The sequence below is a fragment of the Pseudomonas mosselii genome (genome assembly GCF_003205295.1).
Lineage (GTDB): Bacteria > Pseudomonadota > Gammaproteobacteria > Pseudomonadales > Pseudomonadaceae > Aquipseudomonas > Aquipseudomonas mosselii_B.
The window spans coordinates 230,487-246,690 of record NZ_QJRP01000001.1; the positions used below are offsets into that span (position 1 = coordinate 230,487).

A 16,204-nucleotide genomic window follows, 5' to 3' on the forward strand; every position below is an offset into this window, starting at 1 on the left:
CATGCTTGATCATGCATTTCGACAATGGCTGGATGCCAATGCCGAGGCCATCGACCAGGGCCAGTGCGATCCACACCTGGTACTGGCGCATATCGCCGAATCGCAACTGCTGCGCATTGGCGTCGATCCGGCCCTGGGCGGCTCGGGTGACGACGTCACCGCGGCGGTCGAGGCCATCGCTGCCATCGCCAGCCGTTCACTGGCCGCGGCCTTTGTCTGCTGGGGCCAGCGCGCCTTCATCGAATACCTGCTGCAAAGCCCAAACCAGGCGCTGTGCGAGCGGCTGTTGCCCGACCTGCTGAAGGGCGAGCTGGCCGGGGCCACCGGCCTGTCCAACGCCATGAAGTTCCTTTCCGGCATCGAGGCCTTGCAGGTGCGTGGCCGCGCCGCGAGCGACGGCTGGAACCTGGAAGGGCGCCTGCACTGGGTGACCAACCTGCGCAAGAGCGGCTTCGTGGTGGCCGCAGCCATCGAGGATGATGCCGGCGGCGCGCCGTTCGTGGTCGCCATCCCGTCGAACGCGCTGGGCCTTGAGCGCTCCGACGACCTGCAACTGATGGGCCTGCAGTCGAGCAACACCGCGGCGCTGGCTTTCCACCAGGTGCCTTTGGCCCGCGACTGGCTGCTGCACGATAACGCCCGCGAGTTCCTGCCCAGGGTGCGTCCGGCGTTCCTGGCGCTGCAGTGCGGCATGGCCATTGGCCTGGCCCGCCGCGCGCTGGAGGAGGCGCAGGCACACCTGCAGGGGCGTGGCGCGTTTCTCGAAGAGGCCCGCCAGGTGCTCGCCGAGCGCCTGGAGAACACGGTCGCCGAACTCAAGCAGGGGCTGCTCGACGGCCGCTTCCAGGGCCAGCCGGCTGCCTTGTTCAAGCTGCGTATCACCCTTGCCGAATGCGCCGCCGACGCCGTGCAGTTGGAGCTGCAGGCCAGCGGTGGCAAGGCCTACCTGAGCGCCTATGGCGAGGGCTTCGCCCGCCGCTGGCGCGAGTCGGCGTTCGTGCCGATCGTCACCCCGAGCCTGGTGCAGCTGCGCGCCGAGCTGCAACGCCAGGCGGCCTCTGCATGACCGAGGTGCTACTCGAAGCCCGTGACATCAGCCTGGGCTACCCGCGCGAGGGTGGCTGGCAGGCGGTGCTGGAGCAGTTCGACCTGGCGCTGGCGCCGGGGGAGGTGGTTACCATCCTCGGCCCCAGCGGGGTCGGCAAGTCCAGCCTGCTGCGCGTGCTGGCCGGCCTGCAGCAGGCCCGTGGCGGCAGCGTGCAGTTGCACGGCGAGCCGCTGCAGGGGCCGCATCCGCGCCTGGCGGTGGCGTTCCAGGACCCCAGCCTGCTGCCCTGGCTGACCCTTGAGAAGAACGTCGCCTTCGGCCTCGACTTCGCTCGTCAGCCCAAGCTGCCGGCGGCCGAGCGACGCGCACGGATCGACCACGCCATTGACGCGGTGGGCCTGGCCCACGCCCGTGGCCAGTACCCGGCGCAGTTGTCCGGCGGCATGGCCCAGCGCACCGCGCTGGCCCGCTGCCTGGCGCGCCAGCCCGAGGTGCTGTTGCTGGACGAACCCTTCGGCGCGCTGGACGAGGTAACCCGGGCCGACATGCAGCAACTGCTGCTGCAGCTGATTGCCACCCACAACACCGCCGCCGTGCTGATCACCCACGACATCGACGAAGCCCTGCTGCTGTCCGATCGCGTGCTGCTACTGGGCAACCACCCGGCGCGCACCCTCGGCCAGTGGTACATCGACCTGCCGCAGCCCCGTGCGCAGCGGGTCGAGGAACTGGGCGCGCTGCGCATCGAGATACTGAAAACCCTTCGGCGGGCAAGCCGCACAGCCGAACCCACTCCATTCCCCTTGCCCTCGGAGGCTGTCCATGTGCATGGATGACTGCTGTTCCACGACGTCCCGTCGCGACTTTCTCAAGCTGAGTGCCATGCTCACCGCCGCCGGCGCCGTGCCGCTACTGTCGAGCCTGCAGGCCCGCGCCGCCGCCGAGCCGGACGCGCCGGTGCGCATCGGCTACCTGCCGATCACCGACGCCACGCCCTTGCTGGTGGCGCACAACAACGGCCTGTTCGAGGCCGAGGGCATCAAGGCCGAGCGCCCGGTGCTGCTGCGCAGCTGGGCGCAGGTGATCGAGGCGTTCATTTCTGGCCAGGTCAACGTCATCCACCTGCTGTCGCCGATGACCGTATGGGCGCGCTATGGCAGCAAGGTGCCGGCCAAGGTCGTGGCCTGGAATCATGTCGGCGGCTCGGGCCTGACCGTGGCCCCGGACATCACCGAGATGAAGCAGCTCGGCGGCAAGACCGTGGCGATTCCGTTCTGGTACTCGATCCACAACGTGGTGCTGCAACAGATGCTCACCGACAATGGCCTCAAGCCCGTGTCCAAGCCGGCCGACGCGCAACTGGCGGACAACGAGGTCAACCTGCTGGTGCTGCCGCCGTCGGACATGCCACCGGCCCTGGCCAGCAAGCGCATCGCCGGCTACATCGTTGCCGAGCCGTTCAACGCCCTGGCCGAGAACCTCAAGGTCGGCCGCGTGCAGCGCTTCACCGGCGATGTCTGGCGCAACCATGCCTGCTGCGTGGTGTTCATGCACGAGCACGACCTGAACAACCGCCCTGAGTGGTCGCAGAAGGTGGTCAACGCCATCGTCAAGGCCCAGCAGTGGACCCGCGAACACCGTGCCGAGGCCGCAGCCCTGCTGTCCAAGGCCGGCCCCAACAAGTACACCCCGCACGAGCCGGCGGTGCTGACCAAGGTGCTGGCGCCTTCGGCCGAAGACCGCGCGGGCTACATCGCCAGTGGCGCGATCCAGCACCAGCAGTGGGACGAGAAGCGCATCGACTTCCAGCCTTACCCGTTCCCCAGCTACACCGAGGAACTGGTCAAGCGCCTGAAGAACACCCTGATCGTCGGCGAGAGCGATTTCCTCGCCGCCCTGGACCCGGCGCAAACCGCCCGTGACCTGGTGGACGAGCGTTTCGTGCGCAACGCCATCGCCGCCGTCGGTGGCCCGGCCGCGTTCGGCATCGCCGAGAACTTCCAGCGTAGCGAGGAGTTTGCGGTCTGATGCGCAGGCATGTCGTGCATGGCGCCCTGGGCCTGGCGGGCCTGGCGGCGCTGCTGTTGCTGTGGTGGGCGGGCGTGCGCCTGTTCGGCGCCGCCGATGGCCTGTCGGCGCGCTTCGCGCCCCAGGCCACGTTGCAAAGCCTGGTAGAGCTGCTGGGGCAGGGCGAGGTCTACGGGCATATCTGGGTGAGCCTCAAGCGCATCCTCGTCGGCCTGCTGCTGGCGCTGCTGATCGGTGTGCCACTGGGTCTGCTGGTGGGTAGCTACCGGCACCTGGAGGCGGCGACCACGCCGGCGTTCCAGTTCCTGCGCATGATCTCGCCGCTGTCGTGGATGCCGGTGGTGGTGATGCTGATGGGCGTGGGCGACCAGCCAATCTACTTCCTGCTGGCCTTCGCCGCGCTGTGGCCGATCCTGCTCAACACCGCCGCCGGGGTACGCCAGCTCGACCCGCGCTGGCTGCAGTTGAGCCGCAGCCTCAGCGCCACGCGCTGGGAGACCTTGTGCAAGGTGATCATCCCCGGGGTGATCGGCCATGTGCTGACCGGCGTGCGCCTGGCCATCGGCATCCTATGGATCGTGCTGGTGCCGTGCGAGATGCTTGGGGTCAGCGCCGGGTTGGGCTACTTCATCCTCGACACCCGCGACCGGCTGGCCTACTCGGAGCTGATGGCGATGGTGCTGCTGATCGGGGTGCTGGGGTTCATGCTCGATGCCCTGGCGCGTGGGCTGCATCGGCGTTGGGTGCATGCCTGAAGCCTGTAGGGGATCGCCCAGCTCGTCGGGCTGCGCTGTCGTGCAGGGAACTGTCCCCCTGTGGGAGCGGCCTTGCGTCGCGATAGGGGCGCGCAGCGGCCCCAGGTTCTGAGCCACCATTGAAATTGCCGGGGCTGCTGCGCAGCCCTTTCGCGACGCAAGGCCGCTCCCACAGAGTCAAGCTAAATCAATAAGTTTCGGTTTGTTCCATGAGAGCGGCCTTATGCCGCGAAAGGGGAGGCGCGTAAGGCCTGAAAATGGATGGTTGGCGCATCCCTGCGCGCTGGGACTCAGAAACTGTACTTGGCCGTCAGCATCAGGTTGCGTGGATCACCGAAGGTGTCGCTACCATAGTTCACCGACTTGGAGATCGACGAGTAGTACTTGCGGTCGAACACGTTGTTGGCATTGAGCTGCAGGTCCAGGTGCTGGTTGACCGCGTAGCCGGCCATCAGGTCGGTGACGGCGTAGGCGCCCTGTTCGAGGCGGTAGCTGCTGCCGTCGGCCACGGTGAAGTCGTTGTACATGCGGCTCTGCCAGGTGACGCCGCCACCGACCCGCAGTTTTTCCAGCAGGCCCTGGAAGTGGTAGGTGGTGAACAGCTTCAACTGGTGCTGCGGCGTGTTGGATTCGAAGGGCTTGTTGACCTTTTCCGGATTCTTGGCGTCCTTGACCGTGTGCACGCGGGCATAGGTATAGCCGGCGCCGATCTGCCACTGCTCGGTCAGCGCGCCCTGCACCTCGAAGTCGATCCCCTGGCTGCGCACTTCGCCTGACGCTTCGTAGCAGGCGAACTGGCCGGCCCGGCACAGGCTCTTGTCCACCTCGACCGCACGGTTCTGCTGGTCGATGCGGAACACCGCGAGGCTGGCGTTGAGCGCGCCGTCGAAGTACTCGCCCTTGATGCCCACCTCGTAGTTCTTGCCTTCGATCGGCCGCACCGGCGTGCCGCTGGGGTCCTTGCTGTCCTGGGGCTGGAAGATGTCGGTGTAGCTGGTGTAGAGCGAGTGGTGCTCGTCCAGTTCATAGATCAGGCCGGCGTAGCGGGTGACGTTGCGGGTCACCTTGTAGTCGCCCTCGTTATTGTCGCGCTGGTCGTAGTCGTACCAGTCCAGGCGCCCGCCGAGGATCAGCTTGAGTGGGTCGGCCAGGCTCAGGCGGGTGGTGGTGTACACGCCTTCCTGATTGATCAGGTAGCGGCTGCTGCCGGTGTGCAGGAAGTTCGGCTTGCCGCCGTCCAGGGGATAGTCCAGGTCGTAGGGGCTGTAGTTGCGCTCGGTCATGTCGTAGATGCGCTTGCTGGCACCGACCACCAGCTCGTGGGTGCGGCCGAAGGCCTCGAACGGGCCGCTGGCGAAGGTGTCCAGACCCAGCTGGTTCTCGTCGTGGGCCGCCTGGTAGACCGTTCGGCTCAGCGGCTTGGCCAGGTCCCAGCGTGACTGGTACGAGCCGCGGAACAGCGCGTTCTGCTCGCTGTAGATGGCGTTGACCTGCAGCTTCCAGTCATTGGCCAGGCGCTGGCGCAGCTCGGCGAACAGGGTGTTGATCTCTTGGTCCTTGACCTCCCAGTCGGTGGCCGGGTTGTACGAGCGCGGCAGGTCCTGGTGGTGGCCGTTGAGGTCGGTGGGGATCGCGCCCCAGAACACGTTGGTCTTGTCCTTCTGGTAAGAAAGACCGAGGGTCAGGGTGGTGTCCTCGCCAAGGTCGGCCTCGGTGATCGCGTAGAACAGCCCGTGGTCTTCCTGCTGCCCGTCACGGAAACCGTTGGCGTCGCGGTACGAGGCCACCACGCGGCCGCGCAGGGTGCCGCTGTCGTTGAGCGGGCTGGAGGCGTCGAGCTCGCCGCGGTAGTTGTCCCAGCTGCCGGCGGCGCCAGTGAGGGTGACCTTCTGCTCCGCCAGCGGGCGCTTGCGCACCAGGTTGATGGCCGCCGACGGCGTGCCGGAGCCGGTGACCAGGCCGGTGGCGCCACGCACCACCTCGACCCGGTCGAACATCGCCAGGTTGGGCTGGGCACCGACCACCCAGCCGGTGTAGGCGCTGGGGATGCCGTCGTACATGATGTTGTCGACGTCGAAGCCGCGAGCCTTGTAGGTCTGTCGGCCCGGGCCGTTGGACTGGTTGAGGAACAGCCCAGGCGTGTACCTGGCCACGTCGTTGATGCTGGTCATGCCTTGGTCGTCCATGCGCTGGCGGGTGATCACGGTCACCGCCTGGGGCGTTTCGCGCATGGTCAGCGGCAGCTTGGTGGCGGTGGCCATGGAGCCGGTGGTGTACGACTTCGACCCCTCGGTGGTGCTGCCCAGGCTGCTGTCGTTGATAGCCGTGGCACCCAGTTCGATCACGGCCGGCGCTTGTTCCTCGGCCAGCGCCGGGGTGAGGGTCGCCATGCAGATGGCCATGGCCAGCAGGTTGCGGGTGGGCGTGAAGCGGTGAGGGGAGACGTGCGGTGACATACCGGGCCTATCCTTATTGCTAGTGCTTATGAGAATAATTAGCAATAAGTTTGTCGGATTGTCAGTCTCGCAACAATGCATTTGAAGTTGAAAATGATGAATTTCTCACAAATTCAATTCGTTTGGTCTGATTGACGGGCCCGCTGAGGCAATCCGCTTGCCACGTTGGCGCCCGACCTCCAGCGCCTGTCCGTCGCGCTGCTTGCCATGTCGCGCCTGGCCGACCAGCTCAGGGATCAGCGGGCCCTCCGGCAGGTGACGCCAGAAGCGCCCGGGCAGGTGCTGGCGCAACGCGCCGGGGTTGAGCCGGGTGGGGTTGAAGGTGTGCCGGTAGTAGGCCAGCCAAAGCTCGACGCCGGGGTCCTCGGCGTTGCGCGCCCATTGCCGCCATTCCTGCGGGCACTGGCGCCGGTAGTCCAGGTGCTGGCCGTCGAAGCGCACGCCATCGAGGGGCGTGGCGATCAGCCAGCGCTGGCGCCCCAGGCGATCGGCGAAATGCCCGCAGGCGCTGTCGAGGATGTCGTGGGCCGGTTCGTGGTAGGCCACCAGGTCCAGTTGCAGTTGTTCGGCCAACACCTCGGGCAGTGGCACGAAGCGCACGAAGGCATGCAGATGATGGGCTTCGCGGCCGACCTGGCGGATGCGTCGCTGCATCTCGCTGCCCAGGCGGTCGCCGGCGAGCATGGCGGTGCGATCGCCATGGGCGACACGCCAGAGTACTTCGTACAGCAGGTTCCAGCGCTGCTCGCCACGGTAGCGCCCGGCCTGTTCCAGCTGGGCCAGCAGCGCCGCCGGCACGCGGGCGCGGAACGGGCCGGGGCCGGCGGGCAGGGGCGTGGGCACGGCCAGCAGGTCGTCCATACGTGCCTGGCCCCAGGTCACCGTAGCCGGGTCGATGCCATGGCCGAGCAGTTGCCGCGCCTGGTCGCGCCAGGTGGCGAAGTCGTCACCGCAGTCCAGCGCAATCATCCCCACAGGCCCATCTGCACCGGTGCCTGGGGTTCGCGCAGGCGGGCGCGTAGCAGGCCACTGCGCAGCTCGGCCTGGGCCGGGCGGTAGTCGCTGGTGACGATGAACGGGCGGGCCTTGTCCAGCACGCAACGCAACTGGATCAGGTCGTCGTAGCGGATGCGCCGCTCGCGACGCAGGGCCACCAGGCGCTGCACGCTGCGCAGGCCGATACCGGGGATGCGCGCCAGCAAGGCTGGCTCGGCGCGGTTGACGTCGAGCGGGAACACCTCGCGGTTGGCCAGCGCCCAGGCCAGCTTGGGGTCGATGTCCAGGGCCAGGTTGCCGGTTTCGCCCAGCAGTTCGCCGGCTTTGTAGCCGTAGCCGCGCAGGAGAAAATCGGCCTGGTACAGGCGGTGCTCGCGCAGCAGCGGCGGGGCGGCCAGGGGCACGCTGGACGGGCTGTCGGGGATCGGGCTGAAGGCGGAGTAGTAGACGCGCCTGAGGCCATAGCCCTGGTACAGCGATTCGGCGTTGCGCAGCAGGGCGCTGTCGTCGGTGGCGTCGGCGCCGACGATGACCTGGGTGCTCTGCCCGGCGGGGGTGAAGCGGGGTGCCCGTGGTTCACCGGCGACGGCCTGCTGGCCGTGGTGGATCACGCCCATGGCCTGGCGGATGGTGCTGGCGCGTTTTTCCGGGGCCAGGCGTTCGAGGCTGGCGTCGGTGGGCAGCTCGATGTTCACGCTCAGGCGGTCGGCCAGGCGCCCGGCTTCCTCGATCAGCAGCGGATCGGCGTCGGGGATGGTCTTGAGGTGGATGTAGCCACGAAAGCCATGCTCCTCGCGCAGCAGACGGGCCACCCGGATCAGCTGCTCCATGGTGTAGTCGGCCGAGCGGATGATGCCGGAGCTGAGAAACAGGCCGCTGATGCAGTTGCGCCGGTAGAAGTCCAGGGTCAGGCGCACCACCTCCTCGGGGCTGAAGCGCGCCCGCGGCACGTTGCTGGAGCGGCGGTTGACGCAATACTGGCAGTCGTACAGGCAGAAGTTGGTCAGCAGCACCTTGAGCAGGGATACGCAGCGCCCGTCCGGGGTGTAGCTGTGGCAGATGCCCATGCCGTCGGTGGCGCCGAGGCCGTCGCGACCGCGTGAGCTGCGCTTGGGAGCGCCGCTGCTGGCGCAGGATGCGTCGTACTTGGCGGCGTCGGCGAGGATGCCGAGCTTGGCGATGAGCTGCATGGGGTTGTCCGAATTAACTGTCTATTCATACAGTATTTCGGCATTGGCCTGATGGCAAGTGTTTGCAGGTGGTTTTGATGGCGTGATGGCGCAGAGGTGCCTGGCGAAAGTGTTGCAGCGTCTATGAGATCGAGCGCCGCCCGCGCGGCGCATCGCGACGCAAGGCCGCTCCCACATTTGTTTCGGGCCAATTATTCCTGTGAATGAGGCGGCGCCCGCCTTGGTGCATGCCTCAAGTCGTGCGGAGCGGCAGTGGTGCCCATGCTGAAATTTCGTCGGGCCAACAAGGCGGACCAGGTAGTGGCACAGGATTGACTGGCCCGAAACAGATGTGGGAGCGGCCTTGCGTCGCGATGCGCCGCGCGGGGGCGCTCGATCTCAAAGGCGCTGCAGCCCTGTCGTCGAACACCCTGAAAGGCCCACCTCCCCGGATTACAAAATTGTAATCTTCCCGCCACCCCCCCGATAACCACCGCTGCCTAAAGTCCCTCGCCAAAGCATTCCGCCGCTTGTCGACGAGGACTTCCGCCGTGCCCATCCCCCGCAAGATCGCCTTGCTCTGCCTGTTGCTGGCCGGCCCTGCCGCTGCCCAGGGCCTGAGCCTTGACCAGGCGCTCGACGCCGCCTTCGCCCAGAACCCGGACTTCGCCGCCATCGGCCGCGAGATCGGCATCGCCGAGGGCGAGCGCCGCCAGGCCGGGCTGATCCCCAACCCCGAGCTGTCCTGGGAGGTCGAGGACACCCGCCGCGACACCAGCACCACCACCGTGACCCTCAGCCAGGCCCTGGAACTGGGCGGCAAGCGCGGCGCGCGGATCGAGGTGGCCGAGGCCGGCCAGGCGATCGCGCGGCTGGAGCTCGAGCGCCAGCGCAACAGCCTGCGCGCCGATGTGATCCAGGCCTTCCATGCCGCCTTGCGGGCACAGACAGCGCTGGAGCTGGCGCAACAGTCGCAGGCGCTGACCGAACGCGGCCTGCGGGTGGTGGAAGGGCGGGTGCGGGCCGGGCAGTCCTCGCCGGTGGAGGCCACCCGCGCCCAGGTCCAGCTGGCCCAGGCCGAGGCGGCGGTGCGTCGGGCCCGTACCGAACGTGGCGTGGCCAACCAGGCCCTGGCGCGCCTGACGGGCAGTGCCGAGGCCCGTTTCGACCGGCTCGACGCGAGCAACCTTTCGCCCGGCCCGGCGCCGCAGACCGAGCGCCTGCTGGCCAAGGTCGAGCAGACCGCCGAGTGGCGCCTGGCCGCGGCGCAGATCGAGCGTGGCGATGCCAGCCTCGGCTCCGAGAAGGCCCAGCGCATTCCCAACCTGACCGTCAGCCTCGGCAGCCAGTACAGCCGCGAGGACCGTGAGCGGGTCAACGTGGTCGGGCTGTCGATGCCGCTGCCGCTGTTCGACCGCAACCAGGGCAACGTGCTGGCCGCCGCCCGCCGCGCCGACCAGGCCCGCGACCTGCGCAACGCCGTGGATCTGCGCCTGCGCAGCGAAACCCGCAGCGCCCTGGAGCAGTGGGGCACGGCCATGGGCGAGGTCCAGGCCTACGACCGCACCATCCTGCCTGCCGCCCAGCAGGCGGTGGACACCGCCACCCGCGGCTTCGAGATGGGCAAGTTTGCCTTCCTCGATGTGCTCGATGCCCAGCGCACGCTGATCGAGGCGCGCGGGCTGTACCTCGAGGCGCTGGCCCAGGCGACCGATGCCCGGGCGCAGGTGGAACGCATCTACGGCGAGCTCTAGAGCGAGCTGAGAAAGGGGGCTGCTGCGCAGCCCATCGCGACACAAGGCCGCTCCCACAGGGAACGCGCAGAACTGACGATCAATGCAAAACCTTGTGGGAGCGGCCTTGTGTCGCGGTGGGCCGCACAGCGGCCCCGACGAGGTAACGCCCAAGCCTGGAATCAGGAGCAACAATGACCAACCCACGCAAGCTCGCCATCCTCGCCGCTGCCCTGGCCGTTTTCGGCCTCGGTGGCGCGGCCTGGACCGGCACCTTCGGCAAGGCCGGCAGCGGCCAGGCCCAGCACGACGACCACGGCGAAGCCGGCCATGGCCACGACGAAGAGAAGGACGACGGCCATGGCCACGGCGAGTCCGCAGGCGAGGGCCATGCTGACGAGGAGGGCCAGCTGCACCTCTCCGCCGAGCAGATCCAGGCCGCCGGCGTGCAACTGGCCACTGCCGGCCCACGAAGCCTGGGCACCGCCATCAGCTTCCCCGGCGAGATCCGCTTCGACGAGGACCGCACCGCCCATGTGGTGCCCCGCGTCCCCGGCGTGGTCGAGTCGGTGCAGGCCGAGCTGGGCCAGACGGTCAAGCGTGGCCAGGTGCTGGCGGTGATCGCCAGCCAGCAGATCTCCGAACTGCGCAGCGAACAGCAGGCCGCCCAGCGTCGCCTGGAGCTGGCCCGTCTGACCTTCGAGCGCGAGAAGCAGCTGTGGCAGGAGCGCATCAGCGCCGAGCAGGACTACCTGCAGGCCCGCCAGGCACTGCAGGAGGCCGAGATCGCCGCTGCCAACGCCGGGCAGAAGGTAGCCGCCGTGGCACCGGCCGGCCAGGGCAACCGCTACGAGCTGCGCGCGCCGTTCGACGCGGTGGTGGTAGAGAAGCACCTGACCGTGGGTGAGGTGGTGGACGAGACCAGCAACGCCTTCACCCTGTCCGACCTCAGTCGGGTCTGGGCCACCTTCGCCGTGGCCCCACGCGACCTTGACAAGGTGGTCAGCGGCCGTGGCGTCAGCGTCAGCGCGCCGGACCTTGGTGCCCAGGTGGAGGGTACGGTCAACTACGTCGGCAGCCTGCTCGGCGAGCAAAACCGTGCCGCCACCGTGCGCGCCACCCTGGCCAACCCCAATGGCGCCTGGCGCCCCGGGTTGTTCGTAAACATCGCGGTCACCGTCGAGCGCTTCGACGCCGCCGTGGTGGTGCCGGAAAGCGCCCTGCAGACCTGGGAGGAGCAGACCGTGGTGTTCGCCCGTACCGACGAGGGCTTCGAGGCCCGCCCGGTGAAGACCGGGCGCCGCGACGCCGGCCAGGTGGAAGTGCGCGAGGGGCTGGCCGCCGGTACCGTGGTCGCCGCCGCCGGCAGCTTCGTCCTCAAGTCCGAGCTGGGCAAAGGCTCGGCCGAACACAGCCACTGATCGGGGACGCCTTTCATGTTCGAACGTATTATCCAGTTCGCCATCGAGCAACGCCTGGTGGTGATGCTCGCCGTGGTGCTGATGGCCGCCGTGGGCATCCACAGCTATCAGAAGCTGCCCATCGACGCCGTGCCCGACATCACCAACGTGCAGGTGCAGATCAACACCGCCGCGCCCGGCTACTCGCCCCTGGAGACCGAGCAGCGCATCACCTTCGCCATCGAAACCGCCATGGCCGGCCTGCCGGGCCTCAAGCAGACCCGTTCGCTGTCGCGCTCGGGGTTGTCCCAGGTGACAGTGATCTTCGATGACGGCACCGACATCTTCTTTGCCCGCCAGCTGGTCAACGAGCGCCTGCAGGTGGCCCGCGAGCAGTTGCCCGAGGGAATCGAGGCGGCCATGGGGCCGATCTCCACGGGCCTTGGCGAGATCTTCCTGTGGACGGTCGAGGCCAAGGAGGGCGCGCTCAAGGATGACGGCACGCCCTATACCGCCACCGACCTGCGGGTGATCCAGGACTGGATCATCAAGCCGCAGCTGCGCAATGTGCCGGGCGTGGCCGAGGTGAACAGCATCGGCGGCCATGCCAAGCAGTACCTGATTGCCCCCGAGCCCAAGCGTCTGGCGGCCTACAAGCTGACCCTCAACGACCTGGTCGCGGCGCTCGAGCGCAACAACGCCAACGTCGGTGCCGGCTACATCGAGCGCAACGGCGAGCAGTTGCTGATCCGCGCCCCGGGCCAGGTGGCCTCGGCCGAGGACATCGCCAACATCGTCATCTCCAGTGTCGATGGCACGCCGATTCGCGTCAGTCATGTGGCCCAGGTCGGCCTGGGCCAGGAACTGCGCTCCGGCGCTGCCACCGAGAATGGCCGCGAGGTGGTGCTGGGCACGGTGTTCATGCTGATCGGCGAGAACAGCCGCACGGTGTCCCAGGCGGTCGCGGCAAAGCTCGAGGAGATCAACCGCAGCCTGCCCGAGGGTGTGGTGGCGATCACCGTCTATGACCGCACCAACCTGGTCGAGAAGGCCATCGCCACGGTGAAGAAGAACCTCATCGAAGGCGCGATCCTGGTCATCGCCGTATTGTTCCTGTTCCTGGGCAACATTCGCGCGGCGCTGATCACCGCCATGGTCATCCCGCTGTCGATGCTGTTCACCTTCACCGGTATGTTCAGCAACAAGGTCAGTGCCAACCTGATGAGCCTGGGGGCACTGGACTTCGGCATTATCGTCGACGGCGCGGTGGTGATCGTCGAGAACGCCATCCGCCGCCTGGCCCATGCCCAGCAGCACCATGGTCGCATGCTGACCCGCTCCGAGCGCTTCCACGAGGTGTTCGCCGCCGCCCGCGAGGCGCGCCGCCCGCTGATCTACGGGCAGCTGATCATCATGGTGGTGTACCTGCCGATCTTTGCCTTGACCGGGGTCGAGGGCAAGATGTTCCACCCCATGGCCTTCACCGTGGTGATGGCGCTGTTGGGGGCGATGATCCTCTCGGTGACCTTCGTCCCGGCGGCTATCGCGCTGTTCGTCACCGGCAAGGTGAAGGAGGAGGAGGGCGTGGTCATGCGCACCGCCCGCCGCCGCTACGCCCCGGTGCTGGACTGGGTGCTGGGCCGACGCAACCTGGCCTTTGCTGGCGCCGCCACCGTGGTGCTGCTGTCCGGCGTGCTGGCCAGTCGCATGGGTAGCGAGTTCATCCCCAGCCTCAGCGAGGGCGACTTCGCCCTGCAGGCCCTGCGTGTGCCGGGCACCAGCCTGTCGCAGTCGGTGGATATGCAGCAGCGCCTGGAGAAGACCATCATCGCCCAGGTGCCGGAAGTCGAGCGGGTGTTCGCCCGCACCGGCACCGCCGAGATCGCCTCCGACCCGATGCCACCGAACATCTCCGACGCCTACGTGATGCTCAAGCCCCGTGAGCAATGGCAGGACCCGGGCAAGCCGCGCGATGAGCTGATCGCCGAAGTGCAGCGCGCCGCCGCCAGCGTGCCGGGCAGCAACTACGAGCTGTCGCAGCCGATCCAACTGCGCTTCAACGAGCTGATCTCCGGAGTGCGCAGCGATGTCGCGGTGAAGGTGTTCGGCGACGACATGGAGGTGCTCAACCGCACCGCCGCGCAGATCGCCGCCAGCCTTCAGCAGGTGCCGGGAGCCTCCGAGGTGAAGGTCGAGCAGACCACCGGCCTGCCGGTGCTGACTATCGATATCGACCGTGACAAGGCGGCCCGTTACGGCCTGAATGTGGGTGACGTACAGGACGCCATCGCCATCGCCGTGGGTGGTCGCACTGCCGGCACCTTGTACGAAGGCGACCGTCGCTTCGACATGGTGGTGCGCCTGTCGGAAACGCTACGCACCGATGTCGATGGGCTGTCCAGCCTGCTTATCCCGGTGCCGGCCAGCGCCGCCGCCGGAGCCTCGCAGATCGGCTTCATCCCGCTGTCGCAGGTGGCCACCCTGAACCTGCAGCTGGGCCCCAACCAGGTCAGCCGCGAGGATGGCAAGCGTGTGGTTGTGGTCAGCGCCAACGTGCGTGGGCGTGACCTGGGGTCGTTTGTCGAACAGGCCTCGCAGACGCTGATCGACCAGGTGCAGATCCCGCCGGGCTACTGGACCCGCTGGGGCGGGCAGTTCGAGCAGCTGCAGTCGGCGGCCGAGCGCCTGCGGGTGGTGGTGCCAGTCTCGCTGCTGCTGGTCATGGCCTTGCTGCTGATGATGTTCAACAACCTCAAGGATGGTCTGCTGGTGTTCACCGGCATCCCCTTCGCCCTGACCGGCGGGGTGCTGGCGTTGTGGCTGCGGGATATCCCGTTGTCGATCTCGGCGGGGGTGGGCTTCATCGCGCTGTCGGGCGTGGCGGTGCTCAACGGCCTGGTGATGATCGCCTTCATCCGCAACCTGCGCGAGGAAGGTCGAGGCCTGCGCGCCGCGGTGGAGGAGGGCGCGCTGACCCGCCTGCGGCCGGTGCTGATGACCGCGCTGGTGGCGTCGCTGGGGTTCATCCCCATGGCCCTGGCCACCGGCACCGGCGCCGAGGTGCAGCGGCCGCTGGCGACGGTGGTGATCGGCGGGATCCTGTCGTCGACGGCGCTGACCTTGCTGGTGTTGCCGGCGTTGTATCAATGGGCGCATCGGCGGGATGAGCCAGGAGTAGCGTAAGCCCCTTTCGCGGGGCAAGCCCGCTCCCACGAAGCGACATCTTCGTGGGAACGGGCTTGCCCCGCGATGGCTTTAGCGCCGCCGCCACAGCCAGTGATCCAGGCTCAACCGTCCAGCCCCTTTCAGCAGCAACGGCAGCAACGCCACCAGGTAGATCAGCGGCAGCTTGAAGTTGCCAAAGCCCTGGTCGGTGATCGCATACCCCCGCCCCAGTTCCGCCAGGCTCGACCACTGGCTCGGCCAGTGCACCGCGGCAATCGCCACTACCGTCACCACCATCAGCACCGCCGAAGCCAGACGGGTGCCGAGCCCCAGCAGCAGGAGCAGCGGGCAGATCAATTCGGCCCACATCGACAGCTGCCAGTTGAGGCCTGCCGGCAACAGGTCGAACGGGAACGGAAAGCTGCCTTGCAGGTCGGCGAACCAGTTGGCGCCGTTGAGTTTCTCCAGGCCCGATTCGAAGAACTCCCAGGCCAGGAACAGACGTAGCGGCAGGTCGGCGCTCCAGTTGCCGGTGTGATCGAGGACGTTGAACAGCTTCCAGTCAGAGGACAGTGGCGCAGCTTTCATGAGCAGGGTTCCCGGTGTATACGGCAACGGCAGGGGGCCGTTGCGCTGTCGTGGCCGGGAGTGTGCGGTGGCAGGGTATCGGCAGTGTGTCGGCGATGACGGGTATATGTATCGCTGTGTAGCGAGGTTCAGCGGTTGCTGGTCAGGCGTTGTTGCGCCGTCGCGCAGCCGTTGATGTCCACCGCCTTCTGCAGGAAGGCCTGGCGCTGGCGTGGGTCGAGCTCACCGAGCAACCGATAGATCTCGGCCTGGTAGTCGCGCTGGCGCCCCCACTGCAACTGCAGGCCCTGCGGGCGGGTACGGTTGCAGGCCAGGCGGGTGGCCGGCTGCGGGTAGTAGGCGGCGTACAGGGTGGCCATGCTGGGCACCGCCTCCAGGGCCTCGCGGTAGGCGGGGCTGGCATTGTAGGGTGAACACCAGTGGGCGATGGCCAGCGCGGGCGGGGCGAAGCCCTGCTTGAGGCTGGCCTCCAGCAACGGGCAGGCGGCTTCGGCGATCTGTCCTGCCGGCAGATAGGTGGTGTAGTACAGCGCAAGGCGATACTGCGCCACTGGGTGGCCGAGTGCCACGGACTTTTTCAGCAGGGCCACCGCTGTGGGCAACGTGTGCGCCATGGCCTGGCCCTGGCGGCTGAGCTCGGGGTCGCCGCTGGCGGTGCGCAGCGGGCTGGCGCTGTCGTCCTGGCTGTCGGCCTGCTCCAGCAGAGGCAGTGCCTGGCGATACAGCAGGTCGGCATGGGGGTCGATGCTCACCTCCAAGGCCTGGGCGCTGGCGGCGGTCAGCAGCAACGGCAACGACAACGACGCGGCCAGGCAGGTGCGGGGGCGGGCCAGAAGCGAGGGGACGGCTGGGATGGTCATGGCAGT

12 protein-coding genes are annotated in these 16,204 nt (G+C 67.7%); 7 read left to right on the forward strand and 5 right to left on the reverse strand.

What is annotated here, in order from left to right:
* The first annotated feature begins 1 nt into the window (after window position 1).
* The 4 genes from DMX06_RS01215 to DMX06_RS01230 are packed head-to-tail and all read left to right on the forward strand — an operon-like array spanning window position 2 to window position 3,831.
* Window positions 2–1,066 (forward strand): acyl-CoA dehydrogenase family protein, encoded by a 1,065-nt coding sequence (locus DMX06_RS01215; RefSeq protein WP_110733779.1) that lies wholly within the window; start codon window positions 2–4, stop codon window positions 1,064–1,066.
* Window positions 1,063–1,884: an ABC transporter ATP-binding protein gene (locus tag DMX06_RS01220; protein ID WP_110733781.1), complete on the forward strand. Its 822-nt coding sequence runs from the start codon at window positions 1,063–1,065 to the stop codon at window positions 1,882–1,884. The genes DMX06_RS01215 and DMX06_RS01220 overlap by 4 nt, the downstream gene beginning before the upstream one ends.
* Window positions 1,871–3,076 carry an ABC transporter substrate-binding protein gene (locus DMX06_RS01225; RefSeq protein WP_110733784.1) on the forward strand — a complete coding sequence of 402 codons (1,206 nt, stop codon included), beginning with the start codon at window positions 1,871–1,873 and terminating at the stop codon, window positions 3,074–3,076. Before DMX06_RS01220 ends, DMX06_RS01225 begins: the two co-directional genes overlap by 14 nt.
* Complete coding sequence (locus DMX06_RS01230) at window positions 3,076–3,831, forward strand: ABC transporter permease (protein WP_110733787.1); 756 nt, start codon at window positions 3,076–3,078, stop codon at window positions 3,829–3,831. Before DMX06_RS01225 ends, DMX06_RS01230 begins: the two co-directional genes overlap by 1 nt.
* A 290-nt stretch (window positions 3,832–4,121) precedes the next feature.
* Here the strand turns inward: DMX06_RS01230 and DMX06_RS01235 are convergent, their stop codons facing one another.
* From DMX06_RS01235 to DMX06_RS01245, 3 genes are all read right to left on the reverse strand, one after another.
* Complete coding sequence (locus DMX06_RS01235; RefSeq protein ID WP_110733790.1) at window positions 4,122–6,287, reverse strand: TonB-dependent siderophore receptor; 2,166 nt, start codon at window positions 6,285–6,287, stop codon at window positions 4,122–4,124.
* A 105-nt stretch (window positions 6,288–6,392) separates the two neighbouring features.
* The gene (locus DMX06_RS01240) at window positions 6,393–7,262 is read right to left on the reverse strand and encodes a TIGR03915 family putative DNA repair protein (RefSeq protein WP_110733792.1); all 870 of its coding nucleotides are present in this window, start codon (window positions 7,260–7,262) and stop codon (window positions 6,393–6,395) included.
* A complete protein-coding gene (locus DMX06_RS01245) occupies window positions 7,253–8,473 on the reverse strand; it encodes a putative DNA modification/repair radical SAM protein (RefSeq protein ID WP_028691821.1) in 1,221 nt (406 codons plus the stop codon). Before DMX06_RS01245 ends, DMX06_RS01240 begins: the two co-directional genes overlap by 10 nt.
* 530 nt (window positions 8,474–9,003) lie before the next feature.
* Here DMX06_RS01245 and DMX06_RS01250 point away from each other — a divergent pair.
* The 3 genes from DMX06_RS01250 (at window position 9,004) to DMX06_RS01260 (ending at window position 14,768) form a co-directional block, all read left to right on the forward strand.
* Window positions 9,004–10,206: a TolC family protein gene (locus DMX06_RS01250; RefSeq protein WP_110733794.1), complete on the forward strand. Its 1,203-nt coding sequence runs from the start codon at window positions 9,004–9,006 to the stop codon at window positions 10,204–10,206.
* A 173-nt stretch (window positions 10,207–10,379) separates the two neighbouring features.
* Entirely contained in the window at window positions 10,380–11,606 is a 1,227-nt protein-coding gene (locus DMX06_RS01255) for an efflux RND transporter periplasmic adaptor subunit (RefSeq protein WP_110733797.1), read from the forward strand.
* A 15-nt stretch (window positions 11,607–11,621) separates the two neighbouring features.
* Window positions 11,622–14,768 (forward strand): CusA/CzcA family heavy metal efflux RND transporter, encoded by a 3,147-nt coding sequence (locus DMX06_RS01260; protein WP_110733799.1) that lies wholly within the window; start codon window positions 11,622–11,624, stop codon window positions 14,766–14,768.
* A gap of 72 nt (window positions 14,769–14,840) precedes the next feature.
* Here the strand turns inward: DMX06_RS01260 and DMX06_RS01265 are convergent, their stop codons facing one another.
* Together DMX06_RS01265 and DMX06_RS01270 are read right to left on the reverse strand one after the other, a co-directional pair.
* Window positions 14,841–15,338 carry an HvfX family Cu-binding RiPP maturation protein gene (locus tag DMX06_RS01265; RefSeq protein WP_110733802.1) on the reverse strand — a complete coding sequence of 166 codons (498 nt, stop codon included), beginning with the start codon at window positions 15,336–15,338 and terminating at the stop codon, window positions 14,841–14,843.
* Between the two features lie 128 nt (window positions 15,339–15,466).
* Window positions 15,467–16,198 (reverse strand): sel1 repeat family protein, encoded by a 732-nt coding sequence (locus DMX06_RS01270; protein WP_258378785.1) that lies wholly within the window; start codon window positions 16,196–16,198, stop codon window positions 15,467–15,469.
* Between the last annotated feature and the right edge of the window lie 6 nt (window positions 16,199–16,204).

What these genes read in the sequence shown, in the direction of transcription:
- DMX06_RS01230 (WP_110733787.1), top strand. Translation starts at nt 3,076, where the DNA reads ATGCGCAGGCATGTCGTGCATGGCGCCCTGGGCCTGGCGGGCCTGGCG.
- DMX06_RS01225 (WP_110733784.1), top strand. Translation starts at nt 1,871, where the DNA reads ATGTGCATGGATGACTGCTGTTCCACGACGTCCCGTCGCGACTTTCTC.
- DMX06_RS01260 (WP_110733799.1), top strand. Translation starts at nt 11,622, where the DNA reads ATGTTCGAACGTATTATCCAGTTCGCCATCGAGCAACGCCTGGTGGTG.
- DMX06_RS01265 (WP_110733802.1), bottom strand. Translation starts at nt 15,338, where the DNA reads ATGAAAGCTGCGCCACTGTCCTCTGACTGGAAGCTGTTCAACGTCCTC.
- DMX06_RS01270 (WP_258378785.1), bottom strand. Translation starts at nt 16,198, where the DNA reads ATGACCATCCCAGCCGTCCCCTCGCTTCTGGCCCGCCCCCGCACCTGC.
- DMX06_RS01220 (WP_110733781.1), top strand. Translation starts at nt 1,063, where the DNA reads ATGACCGAGGTGCTACTCGAAGCCCGTGACATCAGCCTGGGCTACCCG.
- DMX06_RS01245 (WP_028691821.1), bottom strand. Translation starts at nt 8,473, where the DNA reads ATGCAGCTCATCGCCAAGCTCGGCATCCTCGCCGACGCCGCCAAGTAC.
- DMX06_RS01215 (WP_110733779.1), top strand. Translation starts at nt 2, where the DNA reads ATGCTTGATCATGCATTTCGACAATGGCTGGATGCCAATGCCGAGGCC.
- DMX06_RS01255 (WP_110733797.1), top strand. Translation starts at nt 10,380, where the DNA reads ATGACCAACCCACGCAAGCTCGCCATCCTCGCCGCTGCCCTGGCCGTT.
- DMX06_RS01235 (WP_110733790.1), bottom strand. Translation starts at nt 6,287, where the DNA reads ATGTCACCGCACGTCTCCCCTCACCGCTTCACGCCCACCCGCAACCTG.